Source organism: Larkinella insperata (assembly GCF_026248825.1).
Classification (GTDB): domain Bacteria; phylum Bacteroidota; class Bacteroidia; order Cytophagales; family Spirosomataceae; genus Larkinella; species Larkinella insperata.
The window spans coordinates 4,242,750-4,262,675 of the sequence record NZ_CP110973.1 but is presented as its reverse complement, the minus strand read 5'-3'; the positions used below and the strand labels follow the sequence as shown (position 1 = coordinate 4,262,675).

The window sequence follows — 19,926 nt, the reverse complement described above, 5'->3', positions numbered from 1 at the left end:
GGCGCGCGACTTAGGAGTTGAAACATTCCTAAACATGCTGAAAATCTCTCCCCACTTACTGGATAAGTACCTGCGGAACGAGTGCACCGACCAGGAAAAGGAACTGGTGGAAGCCTGGTACGCGTCGCTTTCGGGCAATCCGGATTACCTTGACTCTCTGCCCGAATCCGCGCAGGACCACCTGCAGGACGAAACCTTTCGCCACATTCAGCGCGGGATCTGGGCCGACGAAAAACCGTTGCGCCGAACCTTACCGTGGGGCTGGATAACCGGGCTGGCGGCCTCCGTCGCCTTGGTCATCGGCCTTTATTTTGCATCCCGGTACGCCACGGATTCAAACCGTTCGCTCACCGAACCGGCCCCGGTCGCGGTTCAACAACCGAAAAGCAATCCGGCCGATCTGGTGCATTTCGTTAACCAGAAACCCCGCCTGGTGAAGCATCTTCTTCCCGACAACAGCACGGTCTGGATGCATTCCGGCGCGGCCATTACGTATCCCAAGCAATTCGACAAAGCCAAACGGCTGGTTACCTTTTCCGGCGAAGGTTTTTTTGAGGTGAAAAAGAACCCCGCCCAACCGTTCCTGATTCAAAGCGGGGAAATGCAGATTAAAGTGCTGGGCACCAGTTTCAACGTCAAAGCTCCGGAGAGCCACACGGTTTTCAAGATTTCGGTGGTGACCGGACGGGTTCAGGTGAGCGCCCCCGACCCGCAGCAGAAGGAGCAGCAGGTGATTCTGAAACCCCAGCAGCAGGCCACGTTTGAAACCGCATCCCGGCGGCTGACCTACTCCCCCACGCCGGTGCAGAACAAAAAACAAATCTACGAGCCGGTGACGGTCGTGTTTGAAAACGCTCCGCTGGACCAGGTTGTCCGGCAGCTGGAAAAACGGTTTGACATCCGGATCCGGTTCACCAATCCGAAACTGGCAACCTGCCTCGTCAACGCCGATTTCGAAGAGCAGCCGCTGCCTTTTATCATGGAAATGCTTTGCACGGCACTGGAAGCAACGTATACACTCTCCGGTAAAGTAGTTACCCTGGACGGCCTGCCCTGCGACTAACGGCGAACCGATTTTTGCCTATTCCCGATCAATTCTCAACCATAACTCATCTGTATGCCCGACATGTATCCGCCCCCGCCATAAGCCCGAAAAACCGGGAGTGTGCCACCACCCCCGGCCTCAACGGGTTGCCTTTCCGCTTCGTGCCACCGAAGCAAAAAGGCCAATTTATCCAACAGCGCTAACCATCAGACAATCAAAATTATGCAAATTTTTATCCCAAACCAGTCGGTCGACTGGCGAAAAATCATGCGTATCGGATTACTTCACTGGATACTTGCCCTCCTCCTGACCGGCATCAGTTACGGCCGGGAAACGGCGGCACAGTCGGTCCTGAGTAAGGATATGACGCTCCAGCTTACGAATGTCACGCTCAAGGAAGCACTGGATCAAATCCAGGAAAAAGCCAATACGAAGTTTGTTTACAGCAGCCGGGTATCGCTCCGGGATGCGGTTTCCATTAATGTCCGGAATCAGAAGCTGTCCCGGATTCTGGATCAATTGCTGATGCCCCGGGGGATTACGTACAAAGTCATCAACGAGCAGATTGTGCTGGCCCGCGAAAAGGGCTTTAAGCCGGAAACCCTGCTGCCGAATCTGGCCGAAAAGATGGATACCTACCTGGCCCGGCAGGAAATCCGCCTGAAGGGAACCGTGCGGGCTGCGGATGGCCAGAACGAACCGCTGGCGGGTGTAACCGTCGTCCTGAAAGGAACGACGCGGGGCACCACCACCGACGGCAGCGGCAACTACGAACTGACGGTCCCGAACGCATCGTCCGTCCTGATTTTCAGCTTCGTCGGCTACACCTCGCAGGAAGTAACGGTCGGCAATCGCACGGCGGTCAACGTCACCCTGAACCCCGACAGCAAAAGTCTGGAAGAGCTGGTGGTGGTTGGTTACGGGACCCAGAAAAAAGTAAACCTGACGGGAGCCGTTTCCCAGGTGCAGGCCAAAGACCTGGAAAACCGTCCCCTGAACAACATGTCACAGATTCTGCAGGGGATGATTCCAAACCTGAACATCACGTTCAGCACCGGGCAGCCGGGTCAGGGCGGGAGCCTGAACGTGCGGGGCGAAACCTCCATCAACGGTGGTGGTCCGCTGGTGCTGATCGACGGAGTGCCGGGCGACATCAACCGCATCAACCCGAACGACGTGGAGTCGGTATCGGTCCTGAAAGATGCCGCGGCTTCGGCCATCTACGGCGCGCGCGGGGCTTTCGGGGTGGTGCTGATTACCACGAAAACCGCCAAGAACGGGAAAACCACCGTCGCTTACAGCAACAATTTCGGCTGGTCGACTCCCACGGTGAGCACCGACTTTCTGACGAATGGGTACGAGCACGTGCGGCTGAACGACGAAGCGTTTGTGCGGGCAACGGGCAACACCTACACCCGGTATACGGAAGAAGATTATAAGGAACTGGAAGCGCGCCGGTACGACAAAACCGAAAACCCGGCCCGGCCGTGGGTCGTCGTTAAAAACGTCAACGGCAAGGATATTTACAATTACTACGGGAACTACGACTGGTGGAACACGCTCTTCAACATGACGCAGCCCTCCCGCCAGCACAACCTCAATCTGTCCGGCGGAACCGACAAAATCAATTATTATCTGTCGGGGTCGATTTACGAAAAAGAGGGAATCATGCGCACCAATACCGATAAGTTCACGTCGTATACCCTGCGCAGCAAAATCAACGCCCAGTTGACGCCCTGGCTGCGGGTGAGCAACAACACGCAGTATTTTGATTCCAGATACACCTACCCCGGTCTGGAAGGGGGCGCCAATGCCAATTTTACGGCCATCACGGTCCACGCGTTACCGGCCTATGCACCATTGAACCCGGACGGAACCGCTACGTATAATACCCTGAAAAACAATTACTCCATCGGTGACGGTTTGTTTGCGAACCTGCTGAAAGGCGTTGCGGGCGGAAAAAAAGGCGTGCATGAGCTAACCACGATCAACTCCGTGACGGTCGACTTCACCAAGACCTGGAACCTGGTGGCCAACCACTCGTACTCGTTTTACATCGCCGACGACTGGTACCGGTCGGCCGTGGCGCAGTACTCGATTCAGCCCGGCATTCTGACTACGGTGCCCAATTACAATACCGATCAGTACCGGCAAACCATGTGGTTCGACCCCATGCACGTTACAAACGTGTACTCGTCGTATAACCACACATTCGGGAAACATTACGTGTCGGCAACGGCCGGGATTAACTACGAGTCGAAGAAGCACCAGCGGTTGTTTGGTGCCCGGAAAAACCTGCTTTCCGAAAGCCTGAATGAACTGGAACTGGGAACGGGTGAGCAGTTGTCGGGGGGCGGTTCTTACCGGTATTCCCTGTTTGGGGCCTTTTTCCGTTTGAACTACGATTACGTCGGCAAGTATTTGCTGGAAGTTAATGGACGGTATGACGGAACTTCCCGGTTCGGCGAAGGTCGGCGGTACGGGTTCTTCCCCTCCGTATCGGCAGGCTGGCGGATCAGCGAAGAAAACTTTTTTGAGCCGGTCCGGAACGTAGTCAACAATTTGAAAATCCGGGCGTCGTACGGAACGCTGGGCAATCAGTTGCCTTCCAATACGAACTCGTCCAGCTTTTATCCTTATGTGTCGATCATGCCAACGGCGCAGTCAAGCTGGATCAATAACGGCCAGAAACTGTATTACGTCGATAGTCCCAATCCCATTTCACCGAATCTGACCTGGGAAAAAGCCACGACTTCCAACCTGGGTCTGGATGCCGATCTGCTGAAAAACCGCCTGAACTTCTCGCTGGATGCTTACATCCGGAACACCACGGACATGCTCATACCGGGTCAGGTGCTGCCCGCCGTCTACGGCGCAACGGTGCCAACCCAGAACGCCGGTGATTTGCGTACGAAAGGCTTTGAGTTGTCATTGGGCTGGCGGGATCAATTCAAAGTGGCGGGTAAAACGCTCTCTTACAATGCCTCTTTTATCCTGTCGGATTCCAAATCGACCATTACCAAATTCGACAACCCAAACAAAATTCTGTCGAGCCGCTACGTCGGGCAAGTTATCGGCGAGATCTGGGGCTATTCAATTGACGGCTACTTCAAAACCGATGAAGAGGCCCAGGCCTATACCGTCGATCAGACCCTGGTAAACCGGCAGCGGTTGAGTGCTCCCGGTGAATGGAGTAAGTTGCGGGCGGGCGACCTGAAGTTTATCGATCTGGACGGCAACGGCAAAATCGACCAGGGCGCGAATACGCTGGCCGACCACGGCGATCTGAGCATCATCGGAAACAGCCGTCCGCGCTACCGGTACGGTATTAATCTGGGGGCGTCCTGGAACGGGTTCGATGTTTCGCTGTTGACTCAGGGCATCTTGCGTCGTAACTGGTACCCGGGCCCCAATGCCGATAAGTTCTGGGGGCCCTACTCCCGCCCGTATTACTCGTTCATTCCGGAACATTTTGAAGATGACGTTTGGACGCCCGAAAATCCGGATGCTTACTTCCCGGTTCTGCGGGGCTATACGGCCCTGAACGGCGGTGGAGACCTCAACTCGCCCAACGACCGGTATATCCAGAACATTGGGTACCTCCGGCTGAAAAACCTGGTAGTTGGGTACACGCTTCCGCAGACCCTGACCAAAAAAATCCGGATTCCCTACGCCCGCATTTACATGAGTGGCGAAAATCTGCTCACCTTCACCCCGCTAAGAACCAAATACATTGACCCGGAACAACTGGATGGCGATGGCACCAATGGACGGACCTACCCGCTGTCCAAAACCCTTTCGGCGGGCCTAAACATCACGTTTTAAACCGATTTTACTCCGTATTTTCATGAAAAAAATCATAAGCTTCCTTGCTATTTGTCTCGGCCTGGCTTCCTGTGACATGGATTTGCTGCCGCAGGATGCCATCTCGCCCGAGACGTTTTTCAACACCGAAAATGACCTGTTGCTTTACACCAATTCGTTTTACAACGCCCTGCCCTCGGCCGAGGACGTGTACAACGAAGATGTGGATAATGTCGTCAAAAACAGCCTGCGCGATGAGTTGCAGGGCACGCGGATTGTGCCCACCAGCGGGGGCGGCTGGAGTTGGAGCAACCTGCGTAACATCAATTACTTTCTGGCGAACTCCAGTAAATGTCCGGATAAAAAAGCCGTGGCCAAGTACAACGGGCTGGCGCGGTTCTTTCGGGCGCATTTTTACTTTGGCGTGGTCAAACGGTTTGGCGACGTGCCCTGGTATTCACACACGATTGAGATAACCGACCAGGACATGCTGACCAAGGCGCGCGATCCGCGAACGATGGTGATGGATTCGGTCATGGCCGACATCAATTACGCCATCGCCAACCTGGATGCGTCCCGGCAACTCAACACCGTGACCAAGTGGACCGCCCTGGCCCTGAAATCCCGCATTGCCCTTTACGAAGGAACGTTTCGGAAATACCATAAAGAGTTCAGCCTGCCGAACGCGGATAAATTCCTCGATGAAAGCATTGCGGCCTCCGAGGACTTAATGAAAAACAGCGGCTACACGATCTACAAAGCCACCCCGACGACGGCTTACCTCAAGCTGTTTTCGTCCGACAACGCCATTGCCGACGAGGTGATTCTGGCCCGCGATTTCAGCGACGAGCTGCAGGTTTACCACAACCTGAACTACTACACCATGACGGCTTCGTACGGCAAGCCGGGGCTGGAAAAGAAACTGGTCAACAGCTACCTGATGGCCGACGGAACCCGCTTTACGGACATCAAGGGTTACGAAACCATGCAGTTCGCGGAGGAAGTTCAGAACCGCGACCCGCGCCTGTCGCAGACCATCCGCACGCCGGGGTACACCCGCATTGGGGAAACCACTCCGCTGGTGCCGGAATTCGGCGCGACGGTGACCGGCTACCAACTGATCAAGTTTGTTTCCGCCCCCAAATGGGATACGTTCAACAAAGACATCACCGACATGCCGATTTTCCGGTACGCCGAAGTACTGCTCAACTACGCGGAAGCCAAAGCCGAACGGGGTACGTTGACGCAGGCCGATCTGGATCTTTCCACCAAACTGACCCGCGACCGGGTGGGAATGCCCACCATCAACATGGCCGCGGCTAACGCCAACCCGGACCCCTACCAGGCGCAGCAGTACACCCAGTTGAGCGGCCCCAATACTGGGGTAATTCTGGAGATCCGGCGGGAACGGCGCGTCGAACTGGTGATGGAAAACTTCTTTCGCTGGGACGATATCATCCGCTGGAAAGAAGGCCAGTTGCTGACCAAAACTTACAAAGGGATGTATTTCCCCGGACCCGGCAGCTACGACCTGGACAAGAACGGCAAGGTTGACCTGGTCATTTATGAAGGAACCAAACCAACCGTATCGGGCGCTCAACTCCTGAAACTGGGCAGCGAAATTCTGCTCGAGAACGGCAACAAAGGGGGCAACATCGTGGTCAACGGGCACATCAACAAGAAGTTCAACGAAGCCCGGGATTACCTCTACCCCATCCCGAAGCAGGAGCGCCTATTGAATCCGAACTTAACCCAAAACCCAAACTGGGAATAAACCAAACACCCCGGCAAGGATTGACGCTGGACGGCCCCGGATGGCATCCGGGGCCGTCCCAAGCCCCACACGAGGGTATCCAGCTCAACCCCGGCGGGATTGGTTCTGCGGTAAAATGAAACCAATAACTTCTAAACTCCTGGCGACTCATGCTGGCAGACAGACGATCGTTTCTTGAAAAAATGTCGCGGGTCGGGGCGCTGAGCCTGATCCCCGTTTCTTCCCCCCTGACCGAACCGTCGGCTGCGGCTCCGCTGGAAGAGAAAAATCATTTCGTGGTGGGGCCCTACCTCCAGAATCTGGGCACGACCGAAGTAACCATCATGTGGATAACCCACAAAAATTGCTTTAGCTGGGTGGAATACGGAGCCGGAACCTACACCAGCAAACGGGAGTTTGGCTACACCAACGGCCTGATCGAAGCCAACAACCGGATTAACAAAGTCACCTTGTCCGGCCTGAAACCGGGGACCAGCCACAAGTACAAAATTGTTTCCACCGAAATCCTGGGCTACCAAGGCTCCAAGGTCGAGTTTGGGGAAACCATCAGCAGCCCGCTGTACGGTTTTAAAACCCCGGCAGACAACGAGGCAGAATTCAAAATGGTGGTGTTCAACGATATCCACGACCGCCCGCAGATCATTCCGCAACTGCTCTACCGCCACGGCTACACGGGCAACAAACGGGATTATGATTTCGTGGTTTTCAACGGCGACTGCTTCGACTGGGTAACGGAGGAAAAACAGATGGTCGAGCACCTGATCAAACCGTCGGTCGATATTTTTGCCACCGAGTTTCCGTTCATTCTGACGCAGGGCAACCACGAATGCCGGGGCAGCTTCGCCCGCCAGATTCCGGCCTACTACGCTTACCCCGAAAACAAATACTACTACGCCTTCACCCGCGGCCCGGTGCGGTTTGTGGTGCTGGATTCGGGCGAAGACAAAACCGACGACAGCGTGGAATACGGCGGCTTGTCGGCCTTCGATCGTTACCGGGAAACGCAGAAGAAATGGCTGGAAAAAGAAATTGAAAGCCCGGAATTCAAGAAAGCCCCGTTCCGGATTGTGCTGATTCACATCTCCCCGTACCATTCTGGCGACTGGCACGGCCCGATGCACTGCCGGGAGGTGTTCGGTCCGCTGCTCAATAAGGCCAAAATCGATCTCCAGCTATCGGGCCATACGCACCGCTACGGTACGCACAACCCGGATGCTGATCACAACTACCCCATCGTCATCGGCGGTGGTCCGCTGGAAGGTAACCGCACGCTGATTAAATTGCACGCAACGACCAAAGAACTACACCTGAAAATGATTCGGGATGATGGCGAGGTTGTGAGTACATACACCCTTCCGAAAAAAGCCAGAACCTGAAAACTGCCGCACGCATCCTGACCTTCATTCAAACACATGAAAAAAGCCCTCTTCGCCCTTTTAGCCCTGGTTTCGACCGTCGCTTTTGCCCACAACGGAACTCCGAAACCAACCAACCGCCCCAGCCGGAAGGCAAAGACCCTGACCGTGATGACCTACAACATTCACCACTGCAATCCTCCCTCGGCCGGGGCCAAAATTGAGGTGGACGCCATCGCCCGGGTGATCACGAAAGCAAAACCGGATTTTGTGGCCCTTCAGGAAGTGGACGTCCATACGGAGCGTTCGGGCAAGGGCGTCAACCAGGCGCGGGAACTGGCCCGGCTGACGGGTATGCACTATTTTTTTTCGAAAGCCATCGATCACCAGGGGGGCGACTACGGTGTGGCCGTGCTGTCGCGGTTTCCCATTCTGGATTCCACCCGGTTTATTCTCCCCGTCGATCCGGCCATCGGGGGCGAAACCCGCACCATCGCGGCCGTGACGGTGGAAATTGCCAAAGGCAGGAAAATCATTTTTGCCAGTACCCACCTCGACCTGAAAGAACCCAACCGGCTTACCCAATCCGAACAAATCGTTCAGCACTTCGGAAAGTCGGATCTGCCCATGATTCTGGGTGGGGATTTCAACGCCCAGGCCGACAGCCGGGTAATCCAGTTTCTGGACGGGCATTTCGTCCGCAGTTGTCAGGCTTGCGCCCCGACCATTCCGGTGGTTAATCCCAGTCGGGCGATTGATTTTATCATGTACAAACCGGGCGAAACGTTCAAAACGCTGTCAACGCAGGTGATTGACGAGCAGTACGCATCCGATCACCTGCCGGTGGTGGTGAAGCTTCAGGTAAACTAAACCACGGCCCGGGCGCCGGTTGATCACGGAAAGGGCAACCGCGCCGGGCGCCGTTCCAGCACCGTAACGGACTGGCCCACGCGCAGCATTCCCGTCGTTTCGGCCAGCGCGTTTTGCCCAAACAAAATCTTTTTGTCCAGCCGTCGGTAAGTGGCCAGGGTTTTAAGCGGCTCTTTGCCTTTCTCGGCGGTTTCCGGATTGATCGTCGTCAGCACGCAACGGGCGCAGGGTTTGACCCCGTAGAAGGTCAGATCGCCAATCTGAAAATGGTACCAGCTTTCCTCCTCGTGCGGATTCGTACCGGACACCACCAGGTTGGGCCGAAACCGGATCATTTCCAGCGTCTCCCCCGCCCGGCGGTTCAGTTCGTCCAGCGAATCGGTGCTGATGACCAAATACGGAAACCCGTCGGCAAAACTGACCACATCCTCGGGTTCGGCGTAGTCCGGATCAACCGGGCGCAGCGAGTTTTCGGGCATGTAAACCAACCGGCACGGAAAACCCAGCAGACGGCTGAACCACTCGTCGGCCTGCGGACTCACCACCAACGAATCCACGGCCTGCTTCCCCCAAACGTAGGCCGTCAGGGCTTCTCCGGAGGTCTGACCGAGCGCAATTTCCAGCACATCGTCTGGGCGGTGGCGGTGGTAAACCCGCAGGGAGTGGTCGGTCAGTTCCACGTTCACCAGTGCCATGACGGTATTTTCGCGCTGGGTCAAAAACGTTCCGTTCGGCTCCACCAGCATCCACCGGCGGTCGTATTGAAACCCTTTTTGTTCAACGGCGGCTTCGGTGAGCGAAATACCGCCCAGCGATTTGATGGGATAAATCCAGATTTCCTTTAAGACGGGTGTATTCATGGCGTGCAAGTAAACATATCAGTTTAGCGGACATTTTACCAACGGGGCAGCGGGCTGACTTCCTGCGAGGTGAATTCGCCCTTCAGGTATTTGAAATGAGCCGCCATAGCAATCATGGCCGCGTTGTCGGTGCAATACTCAAACTTCGGAATGTAGACGTTCCAGCCCTCCTGCTGACCCATCTCGGCCAGCGCGGCCCGCAGCCCCGAATTGGCCGATACCCCGCCCGCCAGCGCAATTTCGCGGATACCGGTCTGCCGGGCGGCTTTCCGCAGTTTAGTCAGCAGAATCTTGATGAGCGTGTGCTGCATACTGGCGCAGATGTCCGGTAAGTTCTGGGTGACAAAATCCGGATTGGCCTTCGTTTGCTTTTGCAAGAAATACAAAAAAGCCGTTTTGATCCCGCTGAACGAATAGTCCAGGCCCGGCATTTCCACGTCCGGAAACGAAAAAGCCGTGGGATTGCCCTGCTGGGCGTAACGGTCGATGAGCGGCCCACCCGGGTACGGCAGGTTCAGCAGCTTGGCGGTTTTGTCAAACGCTTCGCCCACGGCATCGTCCTGCGTCTGGCCGATAATTTCCATGTCGAGGTAATCGCGCACCAGCACAATCTGCGTGTGGCCCCCGCTCACCGTCAGGCACAGGAACGGAAACCGGGGAGAACGGTGTTCATCAATGAAATGAGCCAGCACGTGGGCCTGCATGTGGTGCACTTCGATGAGCGGTACATCCAGCGCCAGCGCCAGGGCCTTGGCAAAGGACGTACCGACCAGCAGCGAACCCAGCAAACCGGGTCCGCGGGTAAAAGCAACGGCATTTAGCGCGTTTTTCTCTATATTTGCCTCCTGCAAAGCCCGTTTGACGACCGGCACGATCCGTTGCTGATGCACACGCGAAGCTAATTCGGGGACAACACCACCGTATTGTTCATGGATTAACTGCGTAGCTACAACATTGGATTGTATTTTTCCGTTAACACACACGGAAGCCGACGTTTCGTCGCAGGAAGACTCAATTGCCAGAATTGTCATTTTTCAAAATTAATGAATCTTGGAGTAATGAAAAATGGACGATGAAGAATGAACCGTAAAACCCGCTGAACTTGATTAAACTTTACCCCCAACAGTACGTCTAAACGGGTAGATTTTGTTCTTTTTTATTGTACATTGTTACTTGTTCATCAGAGCTAAATGCGGTCATTCTTCACCATACTTCTCAAGACGCTGCTTTACACCGTTCTGGTTGTATTGCTGGCCGTCGGAATTGTGGTGGTTAGCCTGCAAATACCAGCCGTACAAACGCAAGTAGTACGGTATGCCGCTAAAGAAGTTTCCGAAACACTCCTGTTTCCGGTTGATATTCAAAAAGTTGACATTAACTTTTCCTTTCCCAACATCTGGGTTAATTCCGTTGCCCTCGAAGAAGTTACGATTCGGAACCGCGACCTGAAACCGATGATCAACGTGGGGCGGCTCGAAGTTTCGCTCGAACTCGAAACGCTGATCAACAACGCCAGCCGCGACATTCACCTTGATGAGGTGCTGCTTTATAAACCCGACGTGGTCCTGGTGAAGGACGCCAAAACCGGCAACCTCAACATGGACGATTTTCTGGCCCGCATCAGCGAACTGACCCGCGACACCACCAAACCGTCTATTCCCAACCAGAACGTGCCGTTTACCATCGGCAAAGCCACCCTGATCGACGGAAAGTTCACCTACCACGACCAGCGCAAACCGGCTATGAGCGGCCGCCGGTTCGACTACAACCACTTTGTGGTCAACGGCCTGAGTGCCAACCTAAAGGATTTTCTGCTGCTGGGCGACACCATTTCCGTGGACATCAAACGGATGAAAGGCGTTGAAAAACAGGCCAGTCTGCGCATTCACCGGCTCGATACCAAATTCCTCTACTGCGCCAAGGAAATGCGGCTCGACGGGCTGCTGGCCCGCATCAATGGCTCTACGGTTCGCAATCGACTGGTATTCTCCTACGATAGTTTTTCGGCCTTCAACGAATTCAATGATCAGGTAATTATGCGGGCCAGCCTGCGTAATGCCGTGGTTCGGGCGCAGGACCTGGCCCCGTTCACCTCCTACTTCGACCAGAACTTTGACGTGGCCCAGGCATCGGGTGATTACGTGGGGTACATCCGGAATTTTAAGGTCACCAACGCCGATATCCGGTTTGGCCAGAACCGCCGGAGCCGGCTGGTGGGCGATCTGTCGTTCAAAGGACTACCGGACACGGACGTCAATACGCAGGTCGATTTTCGGTTTAAACCCTCGCAGGTTAACATGTCCGATCTGCGGCCCTATTATTCCGACTCAGCTTTTAATCAGATCGCCCGCAAACTGGGCACCGTTAGCTTTGCCGCCACCTACGCCGGGCGGTTTATCGACTTCAAAACCGTCGGGACCTTCCGCACCGGCATTGGCACCGTGACCGGCGACCTGGCCCTGCACCTCAACGGCGACCGGGCCACTACCTACCGGGGCAATCTGAAGCTGACGGACGTCAACGTGGGTTCGCTCATCGACCGGCCCGAACTGGTGCAGCGCATCGACGGTCAGGGAACGTTTGAAGGCCGGGGACTGACCATCAAGGACGGTTCGCTGGATTTGAACGCCCGGTTCAGCCGCGTCGGTTTCCGTGAGTACAACTACCGCAACATGGTGGTCAAGGGTAACTTGCAGAAATCGTTTTTCCGCGGTCTGGTCAGCGTTCAGGACACCAACCTGACATTCAACCTCGACGGCGAGTTCGACCTGCGGGGCGCCAAAAATCAGTTTCAGGTGAAAGGCACGGTCCAGAAAGCCGACTTTCTGGCGACCAAACTGCTCGACGACAGCCTGATGGTCCGGAGTGATCTGGACGTAAAACTGGAGGGGAACACGCTTAATGAGCTGGTCGGGAACGCCCGGTTGCTGAATACATCCATGACCTACCGGAAGCGTAGCCTGGTGCTGGACACCCTGTTTCTGGCGTCGTCGATGACCGACAGCGTGCGTTCGATTTCCATCAATTCGGATTACCTCGATGCGGATCTGAACGGTAATTTCCAGCTTACGCAGGTCGCCGACGACCTGAACCGGATCGCGAAGGAATACCGGTTGAATTTTGCCGGAAATGCCGCCGGACTGGCCGCGTATTACCAGCAAAAACTCCGCAAGCCAGTACCGGTTTCGCCCTACAACATCGACTACGCCTTTTTGCTGAAAAACTCACAGCCGCTGCTGGCGCTGGTGTACCCGTCGCTGTACGTGTCGCCCAATACACGGCTCGAAGGGCGCTTCGGGGTGGATCAGACGTCGCTGCTGACCGTCAACGGAACGGTTGATACACTGAAATTGGACGAGTATAATTTTTACAAAAGCACGATTGACCTCAATACCTCGAAATACGTTAACTCTCCGGACGTCCTGGCGTCGCTGATTATCAATTCCAATCAGCAGCAATTCGGCTCCCTGGCAGCTACCGAAAAACTACAGGCCGAAGCATCCTGGGACGTTAATCACATCGATTTCACCACGAGCCTACAACAGCAGAAAAGCACCAACCGCGCCGACCTGAACGGTTCGCTGACGTTTAAGGGCGACGCCATTGACATTGAACTCGAACGTTCGCGGTTTCGGCTGCTGGACAGCACCTGGGCCATTTCGCCCGAAAACCTGATCCGGTTTGTCGGTCCGGAAATTACCGTCCGGAACCTGGCGGTTTCCAACCTGAACCAGCAGATTTCGATCAGCGGCAACGTATCGCGCGATTCGTTGCAAGCCCTGCAGGTTGAGGCCAAAAACTTTGCACTGTCGACGCTTAACCCGGTATTCAACACCCGAATTGCGGGCCTTGCCAACGGCAAAGTAGCCGTACGGGGCCTGTACGGCTTGCCCCTGCTCAACGGCGATATCACCATCGATTCGCTGAAGTACAACGATTTTTTGATTGGTAATGTCGTCAACCGCAGCACCCTCGACCAGTCGAACCGGATCAATCTGGACACTCGGATTCGGCGGCTGGACCGCGAAGTGCTGGCCATTACCGGCGTTTATACCCCGAGCAAATCGGCGGCCGACCCCCTGGATTTGAAAGCCGTTCTGCAGGATACCGACCTCCAGATCCTGGAACCCTTCCTGCAGGGAATTGGCACGAACATCAGCGGCAAAGCCAGCGGTACGGTTACCATTCAGGGGCCCGCCAGAAGTCCGGTTCTGGGGGGGACAGTTGACATTACAAACGGCAGACTGACGCTTGATTACCTGAAAGCCGATGTTGGTTTTTCGGATAAAATCTATTTTGGCCCCAACGAGATTGTTGCCCGCGACATGGTGCTGACAGACCTGAACGGGGGCCGTGCTACCCTGCGGGGCGGTGTTTTTCACGACGGTTTCAAGTACTTCACGGTGGATATGAATATCCTGGACATGAAGAACTTCAAGATCATGAACACGACGCTGAAAGACAACGAAGACTTCTACGGCACCGCCGTTGCCAGCGGACGGGCCAGCATCGAAGGGCCTTTCGACAACCTGGCGATTCGGGCCAACGTCACCAGCAACCGCGGAACCCGGATTTACATTCCGCTCGACCAGGCCGCGACGGTTTCGCAGGAAGAAGTAATCCGGTTTATCAACGTAAACCCGGCCCGGCGCGACAGTGTGAATCGCCCCAACGAACCGGTGGTTGATCTGTCGGGCATTCGCATGGATTTCAACCTGTCGATCACGCCGGATGCGTACTGCGAAATTCAGCTTGACCGCCAGACCGGCGACATCATCAAAGCCTATGGCACGGGGCAGCTGGCCATGCGGATTGATACCAAAGGCGATTTCACAATGACCGGTGCGTACGAAATTCAGCAGGGCGAGTACACCTTCACCTTCGAAAACGTGATCAACAAACGGTTTCAGATGCTACCCAATAGCCGCATCACCTGGACCGGCGATCCCTACGAAGCGATGGTTGACGTCAAGACGGCGTATACGCAGTACGCGTCGCTGGCCCCCATTCTGCAATTTTATTCCTCGAGCAACTCCAACAACCCCGACCGCAACCGCCGGTATCCGGTTGATTTGCTGATCAACCTCAACGGCCGGCTTTTGCAGCCCGACATTTCTTACGACCTGAAAGTGAAAGAATACCCGCAGCAGCCGGATTTCCGGCAGGCCGTGGCCGCTTTCGAATCCCGGTTGAAGAGCAACGATCAGGAACTGGGGCGGCAGGTGAGCAGTATTCTGCTCTTCAGTCAGCTGGCACCCGGCGAAGGCATGGGCCTGATCGATCCGGCCGCGACGACCAACAGCATGGTGGGGTCGGGTCTGACCAACAGTTTGAGCGAATTGATTTCGAACCAGATCAGCCGCCTGGCTTCTACGCTGGACAAAAACCTCGACGTGGGCGTTTCGCTGAACGGCCTGGATCAGAACATGGTCAATAATCTCCAGTTTCGGTTCTCCTACCGGTTCAACGACCGCTTCCGGATCAGCCGGGACGGCGGGTTTACCTACGGCCAGAATCAGACCAGCGTTGCCAGTTTGTTGGGCGAATGGACACTGGAATACTGGCTGTCGCCCGACGGAAAGCTCCGGTTGAAAATGTATAACCGGAACCAGAACCAGCTCGGTATCTACAGTGCCACTACCTACGGCACGCTCACCACCGGGGGCGGTATGAGTATCCAGTATACCCGCTCGTTCAACCGCCTGTTTGGTCCGGCGCCGGAGCCACCCCGCCCCGGGGTGCAGCCCAGCCCTACGCCCATCGAACGGCCTTCTACGCCCGTACCAACACCGGCTACGGCAACCTCCGCCCTACAGAGCCGGGAGGACGATCAATTTTAATTCACTGACAAAGCTGGCTTGCGGATTCATTTAAATGCGTTTAATCTTCAAACTTTGGTGGTCATACGCAGAATTCTACTTGGCTATTTAAAGAATTAACATAACTATATGGGGTTGTCGAAACCTTTATAAAGTAGAATAGTGTTGTCAGGCTAATCCGGTTCTGCGCCATCTCTCCCTATTCCATCCAAGTTTCGATTCGTACAGCATTCCTCTTTTTCCGTACTAACTCATGTGGATTGTTCGTTCAGCGCTTGAAAAGAAGCCCATCATCGCCGTATTGGGATTGCTTATTCGGATTACAAGTGGCATTTTCTTCGTCCGGCTACCCATCGATCATTTCCTACGCATTCCTATTTCTGTGTTTACGGCTGGCAATGTTTATACGATCGCCGTTTGTACCGGTCTTATTCAGACATCTGATCGGAAAGAAAGCCTGTTTGTTGGCGGTAATACGCAGAAAACCAAAACCCGTTTGCTTTCATCGGTTTACCGTCGGAATTTTACAGACAGGTTCCTTACGTAACTCATCCACCACCATGCGACGCATCCGGATTTGGTACGACACTCGAAGACGGGTCAGCTTGCAGAACCAGGTAGTTACCAATCCCAGCAATCGGCACAGAGCAAAGCAGCAGGTTTGAATTCAATTGCGGGGCCGAGATTTGCCCACAAAACAAAAAGTATGAGAAAAGCAGTTTGTTACAGTTGTCTTACGGTTTTATGGTTTAGCATTACGGCTTCCCTCGCCCAATCGGTAGCATCGTCGGGAAGCTCCCCCGGCGGGTCAGGGGCCCCGGCGGTTGTACAGGTCGACCCGGTACGCGATGGCTGGGCGGTTTTTCGGGATGTGACGCTCGATTCACTGATTGACCTGGGCCTGACCAGCAACCCCGATATTCGGGTGGCCGTCAGCCGGGTTGAAGAAGCCCGGATTCGGGTGCGGGTGGCCGAGTCGTATCTGGTGCCTTCGATCCGCAGCAGCCTGAACTTCGGCACCCAGAGCCTGTCAGAATACCGTCCGGTGGCGGTTCCGGTGGCCAGCGAACGATTGCCCCGGTTGCAACTTAATACGCTTCAGATTTTGCCGATCGATGCCAGCTACGAAGTCGATTTGTTTAAACGCATCCGCAACACGGTTCGGGTGACGGATCTGCAACGGCAGGTGTCGGAGTCCGATGTACGAATCACTCAATTAATCGTTGCGTCGGAAATTGCCCGGCTGTATTACCTCATCCGCGCCAACGACAGCGAACAAACCGTGGTCCGCCGGAACATCAACCTGCGCGACTCAACAATCTCCATAATCCGCGCCCGTTTTCAGGCGGGTCTGACCAACGAAATTGATGCCAAACGAGCCGAAACCGATCTGGCCAACATCCGGGTTCTTTTGCTGGGTCTGGAGCGCAGCCGTACCGAATTGGTGAACGGGTTGTCGAACCTCTGCGGGCAAAACCCGGCCACCTTCGCAGTAGCGCCCGGCCGGCTGGGAACGGTTTTCCCGGACTTGCCGTTTGCGGCCATCACCGCCGACCAACTCCGCCGTCGCCCGGATCTTTTGCAGGCCGAACAGCAGACGCAGGTGGCCGATGTACAGATTCAGGTCAACCGCTCGGCTTTGTATCCCCGTATCAACCTTTTGGGCTCGGGCGGAACGCTGACGGGGCGGATTGGGGGTCTGTTTTTTCCGGCCAGTATGACGTATCTGCTCGGGGTCAACGCCAGCGTACCGATTTTTGAAGGCAAACGCAATCAACAGAACGTCGCGCTGGCCCGGCAACAATACCGTACTGCCGACGCGGCTTATCAACAGCGGTTTCTGACGGCCCAACGCGAAGCAGAAACGGCACTGGATAACCTCCAGAATACCCGTCAGCAGATCGACGCGCAGAACATTGCCCTTGAATCGGCCCGGTACACCGAACGGCTGAACCGCGAGCTATATGTAAAAGGTTTGACAACCTTCCTGGAAGTTCTGGACGCCCAGCGGACCGTGCTTGATTCCGAACGTCAGTTAGTTATTCTGCAAGGGCAGCGGGCTTCTTATACGGTGGCCCTGCTCAAGGCGTTGGGGGGAAGTTTCTAAAGCCGATCAACTTTCAAAGAAAAGCAGGAAAGAGCGGTCTCTTTCCTGCTTTTCTTTTTTACGGAGTTGTGAACCCGTTCAGAGGGTGAATAAGGAGAAGTCGGAGGGCAAAAGAAGCCATAATCAATGACTAATTCTTTCGTGCGAAAAGAAAAGTCTCATTCGATTCTGAAAAGAAATTTTCCCATTCCATTAAAGCGCACGAATCTTTCAAACCTTCTGTGACCCGGCGGGTTTAAGTGGTGTTTCTTCTCTATTTCACTCTAATCAATTAATACAACAATTATGGAACGCCAAACCATCGAAATGCCAACGACTGCTGACATGGACCCGAACGGCACCGCAGCAACGGATCTCGATTTTTCAACTACTGCCACCACCCGTAACCAGGAACAGTCGGGAGCCAGCTACCCGGGCGAAATGAGCAGCAGCGGTTACGGCGGCTCGGCATCCATGCCAACCGGTCCGGACGATGACGAAGAGTATGACGAGGAAGATCTCACCATCGACGAGGATGATGAGGAACTGGATGAAGATTTAGATGAGAATGACGACGACGACGAACTCTAGTTGTCGGCGGTAACCAGTAATTAGCAGAACGCTCATCATTTACCCAATCGATAAACGCAGACAACGGATGGAACCCAAGGAAACCAACCAGCCTGAAGAAGAATTGCAGGATCAGGAAAATAATGAAGATCAGGATTCTGAATCGCCGGGCGTGAGTGCGCAGGCCGACCGCACCACGGATGACCACCGGGCACCCAATGATCCGGCCGAAGGAGCACGCGAATAAAGGCATGAAGCGTTATGAGTCCCGTTGCGAACTCATAACGCTTTAATGGTCAGTCAAGATTTGGTAACGACCGACAACAGGGTATCGCACTTCAGCTCGGTTTCGCGCCATTCTTTAGCCGGTACGGAATCCTCCGTCAGCCCGGCTCCGGCGTAGAGCGTTCCCTCCTGCCCCTCAAGCTTCATACAGCGCAGATTCACAAACAGGTGCGACTCCGGGCCTTCGTTTCGGAAGATATTAACCGGCCCGAGAAAGCCGCTGTACAATTCACGGTCGTGCGTTTCGCTTTGAAGAATAAACTCCTGAGCGGCTTCGCGCGGCATTCCGCAAACTGCCGAAGTCGGGTGCAACAGCCGCAGCATTACGGTTCCCAGTTGCGGAAAATTAACGGCTTGCATATCCACCGAATAATCGGAACGCAGGTGCATCAGATTACCCGCAACGACCGTTCGCGGCCCTTCTTCAATGTATTCCCGAATCCGGATTTTCTTGAAGCAACCAATAATATAGCGGCCAACCAGCGCCTGTTCTTCGATTTCTTTCTGCGTCCAGGGCGCGTCGGCCGGCCGTTTGGGGCGTCCTTCGGAATCAAACGCCGACTGGGTTCCGGCCAGCGCCACCGTGCGAAAAATACCGTCGGTATCCATGCTGACCAGCCGCTCGGGCGTAGCCCCCAGCCAGATCTGGTTGCGTTCGGGCAGGTAAACGGCCGATACAAAGGCGTTCGGATAAGCTTTACACAGCCGGTTAAACAGCATCAGAACGTCGGGCTGCTCATCGAATTGGATGGTCTTGGTGCGCGATAAGACCACTTTCCGAAATTTTCCGCGTTCCATCTGGCGGATGGCCTGGGCTACGGTTTTTTCAAATTGGGCTTGCTGCTCCCCCGACGGCCCCAGGATTTGGATGGCCGGAATCGTTTCTTTGCGGGCCGTTGCGGGCGCCGGATGAAACAACGCATCGAGGGCCGGATGTTTGTCGGTGTGTTTGTGCTCGGCGGCCAGAATGGTACCGTTTTCGTCGAAACGCCAGTAGAAGTCCGCTTTTAGAAAAAGGGTCTGTTCCGCATCCGGATTGATAAACGGGCTAACGGCAAATCCCATGGGAAGTTCTTCAAAATCCATGGCGACGGTAGAAACCGTACCGGAAGCGTCGATAATTAACTCACGTTCAGAATGGTTGGGCAGGCGCCAGATGGCGGCCGGATACCCAGCCTGAACAGCCGCCTGCCAGAGCGCCTGACCGGTTTGCTGCGTTTGTAGAGTTGATGACAAGTGTGCTGAAAATTGCATTATCGAAATAAAGCCGATGCAAATTTAATCCTATTTAGATAACAGCTTGGACTTATTTTTTGTGCGCGAAAATCAAATTATTCACGAAATTTCCGTTGGTTACCGATCATTTGCAACACGAGAAAGGAAAAAGACAACTCAGTAGGCTTTTATACCAATTCATCCGCAATTGGGTTGGCGGGTAAGCACATTAGCGCGTATTTA

The 19,926-nt window shown here is 54.8% G+C and carries 13 protein-coding genes; 10 read left to right on the top strand and 3 right to left on the bottom strand.

Going from position 1 to position 19,926, the window contains the following annotated elements; all coding sequences use genetic code 11:
- Positions 1-34 precede the first annotated feature (34 nt).
- The 5 genes from OQ371_RS17175 (at position 35) to OQ371_RS17155 (ending at position 8,848) form a co-directional block, all read left to right on the top strand.
- Positions 35-1,063, top strand: a complete 1,029-nt coding sequence (locus OQ371_RS17175; RefSeq protein ID WP_265989410.1) for a FecR family protein — start codon at positions 35-37, stop codon at positions 1,061-1,063.
- 204 nt (positions 1,064-1,267) lie between these two features.
- Entirely contained in the window at positions 1,268-4,870 is a 3,603-nt protein-coding gene (locus tag OQ371_RS17170; protein WP_265989409.1) for a TonB-dependent receptor, read from the top strand.
- Between the two features lie 22 nt (positions 4,871-4,892).
- Positions 4,893-6,623 carry a RagB/SusD family nutrient uptake outer membrane protein gene (locus tag OQ371_RS17165; RefSeq protein ID WP_265989408.1) on the top strand — a complete coding sequence of 577 codons (1,731 nt, stop codon included), beginning with the start codon at positions 4,893-4,895 and terminating at the stop codon, positions 6,621-6,623.
- 149 nt (positions 6,624-6,772) lie between these two features.
- Positions 6,773-7,999 (top strand): purple acid phosphatase family protein, encoded by a 1,227-nt coding sequence (locus OQ371_RS17160; RefSeq protein WP_265989407.1) that lies wholly within the window; start codon positions 6,773-6,775, stop codon positions 7,997-7,999.
- 36 nt (positions 8,000-8,035) lie between these two features.
- The gene (locus tag OQ371_RS17155) at positions 8,036-8,848 is read left to right on the top strand and encodes an endonuclease/exonuclease/phosphatase family protein (protein WP_265989406.1); all 813 of its coding nucleotides are present in this window, start codon (positions 8,036-8,038) and stop codon (positions 8,846-8,848) included.
- 23 nt (positions 8,849-8,871) lie between these two features.
- Here OQ371_RS17155 and OQ371_RS17150 read toward each other — a convergent pair whose 3' ends face one another.
- Positions 8,872-9,708 carry an MOSC domain-containing protein gene (locus OQ371_RS17150; RefSeq protein WP_265989405.1) on the bottom strand — a complete coding sequence of 279 codons (837 nt, stop codon included), beginning with the start codon at positions 9,706-9,708 and terminating at the stop codon, positions 8,872-8,874.
- A gap of 35 nt (positions 9,709-9,743) precedes the next feature.
- Complete coding sequence (gene tsaD / locus OQ371_RS17145) at positions 9,744-10,739, bottom strand: tRNA (adenosine(37)-N6)-threonylcarbamoyltransferase complex transferase subunit TsaD (RefSeq protein ID WP_265989404.1); 996 nt, start codon at positions 10,737-10,739, stop codon at positions 9,744-9,746.
- Between the two features lie 159 nt (positions 10,740-10,898).
- On the opposite strand from tsaD, the gene OQ371_RS17140 reads away from it, so the two are divergent.
- From OQ371_RS17140 to OQ371_RS17120, 5 genes are all read left to right on the top strand, one after another.
- Complete coding sequence (locus OQ371_RS17140; RefSeq protein WP_265989403.1) at positions 10,899-15,548, top strand: translocation/assembly module TamB domain-containing protein; 4,650 nt, start codon at positions 10,899-10,901, stop codon at positions 15,546-15,548.
- Positions 15,549-15,780: 232 nt separating this feature from the next.
- Entirely contained in the window at positions 15,781-16,074 is a 294-nt protein-coding gene (locus OQ371_RS17135) for a hypothetical protein (RefSeq protein ID WP_265989402.1), read from the top strand.
- A gap of 159 nt (positions 16,075-16,233) precedes the next feature.
- Positions 16,234-17,634, top strand: coding sequence for an efflux transporter outer membrane subunit (locus OQ371_RS17130; RefSeq protein WP_265989401.1), 1,401 nt, complete (start codon positions 16,234-16,236; stop codon positions 17,632-17,634).
- Positions 17,635-17,940: 306 nt separating this feature from the next.
- Positions 17,941-18,204, top strand: coding sequence for a hypothetical protein (locus OQ371_RS17125; RefSeq protein WP_265989400.1), 264 nt, complete (start codon positions 17,941-17,943; stop codon positions 18,202-18,204).
- Between the two features lie 67 nt (positions 18,205-18,271).
- Positions 18,272-18,430 (top strand): hypothetical protein, encoded by a 159-nt coding sequence (locus OQ371_RS17120; RefSeq protein ID WP_265989399.1) that lies wholly within the window; start codon positions 18,272-18,274, stop codon positions 18,428-18,430.
- Between the two features lie 53 nt (positions 18,431-18,483).
- Here OQ371_RS17120 and OQ371_RS17115 read toward each other — a convergent pair whose 3' ends face one another.
- Positions 18,484-19,704 carry an isochorismate synthase gene (locus OQ371_RS17115; protein ID WP_265989398.1) on the bottom strand — a complete coding sequence of 407 codons (1,221 nt, stop codon included), beginning with the start codon at positions 19,702-19,704 and terminating at the stop codon, positions 18,484-18,486.
- Positions 19,705-19,926: the final 222 nt, after the last annotated feature.

Excerpts from the sequence above, each read along its gene's own strand:
- OQ371_RS17175 (WP_265989410.1), top strand. The coding sequence starts at position 35 with ATGCTGAAAATCTCTCCCCACTTACTGGATAAGTACCTGCGGAACGAG.
- OQ371_RS17170 (WP_265989409.1), top strand. The coding sequence starts at position 1,268 with ATGCAAATTTTTATCCCAAACCAGTCGGTCGACTGGCGAAAAATCATG.
- OQ371_RS17165 (WP_265989408.1), top strand. The coding sequence starts at position 4,893 with ATGAAAAAAATCATAAGCTTCCTTGCTATTTGTCTCGGCCTGGCTTCC.
- OQ371_RS17160 (WP_265989407.1), top strand. The coding sequence starts at position 6,773 with ATGCTGGCAGACAGACGATCGTTTCTTGAAAAAATGTCGCGGGTCGGG.
- OQ371_RS17155 (WP_265989406.1), top strand. The coding sequence starts at position 8,036 with ATGAAAAAAGCCCTCTTCGCCCTTTTAGCCCTGGTTTCGACCGTCGCT.
- OQ371_RS17150 (WP_265989405.1), bottom strand. The coding sequence starts at position 9,708 with ATGAATACACCCGTCTTAAAGGAAATCTGGATTTATCCCATCAAATCG.
- tsaD (WP_265989404.1), bottom strand. The coding sequence starts at position 10,739 with ATGACAATTCTGGCAATTGAGTCTTCCTGCGACGAAACGTCGGCTTCC.
- OQ371_RS17140 (WP_265989403.1), top strand. The coding sequence starts at position 10,899 with ATGCGGTCATTCTTCACCATACTTCTCAAGACGCTGCTTTACACCGTT.
- OQ371_RS17135 (WP_265989402.1), top strand. The coding sequence starts at position 15,781 with ATGTGGATTGTTCGTTCAGCGCTTGAAAAGAAGCCCATCATCGCCGTA.
- OQ371_RS17130 (WP_265989401.1), top strand. The coding sequence starts at position 16,234 with ATGAGAAAAGCAGTTTGTTACAGTTGTCTTACGGTTTTATGGTTTAGC.
- OQ371_RS17125 (WP_265989400.1), top strand. The coding sequence starts at position 17,941 with ATGCCAACGACTGCTGACATGGACCCGAACGGCACCGCAGCAACGGAT.
- OQ371_RS17120 (WP_265989399.1), top strand. The coding sequence starts at position 18,272 with ATGGAACCCAAGGAAACCAACCAGCCTGAAGAAGAATTGCAGGATCAG.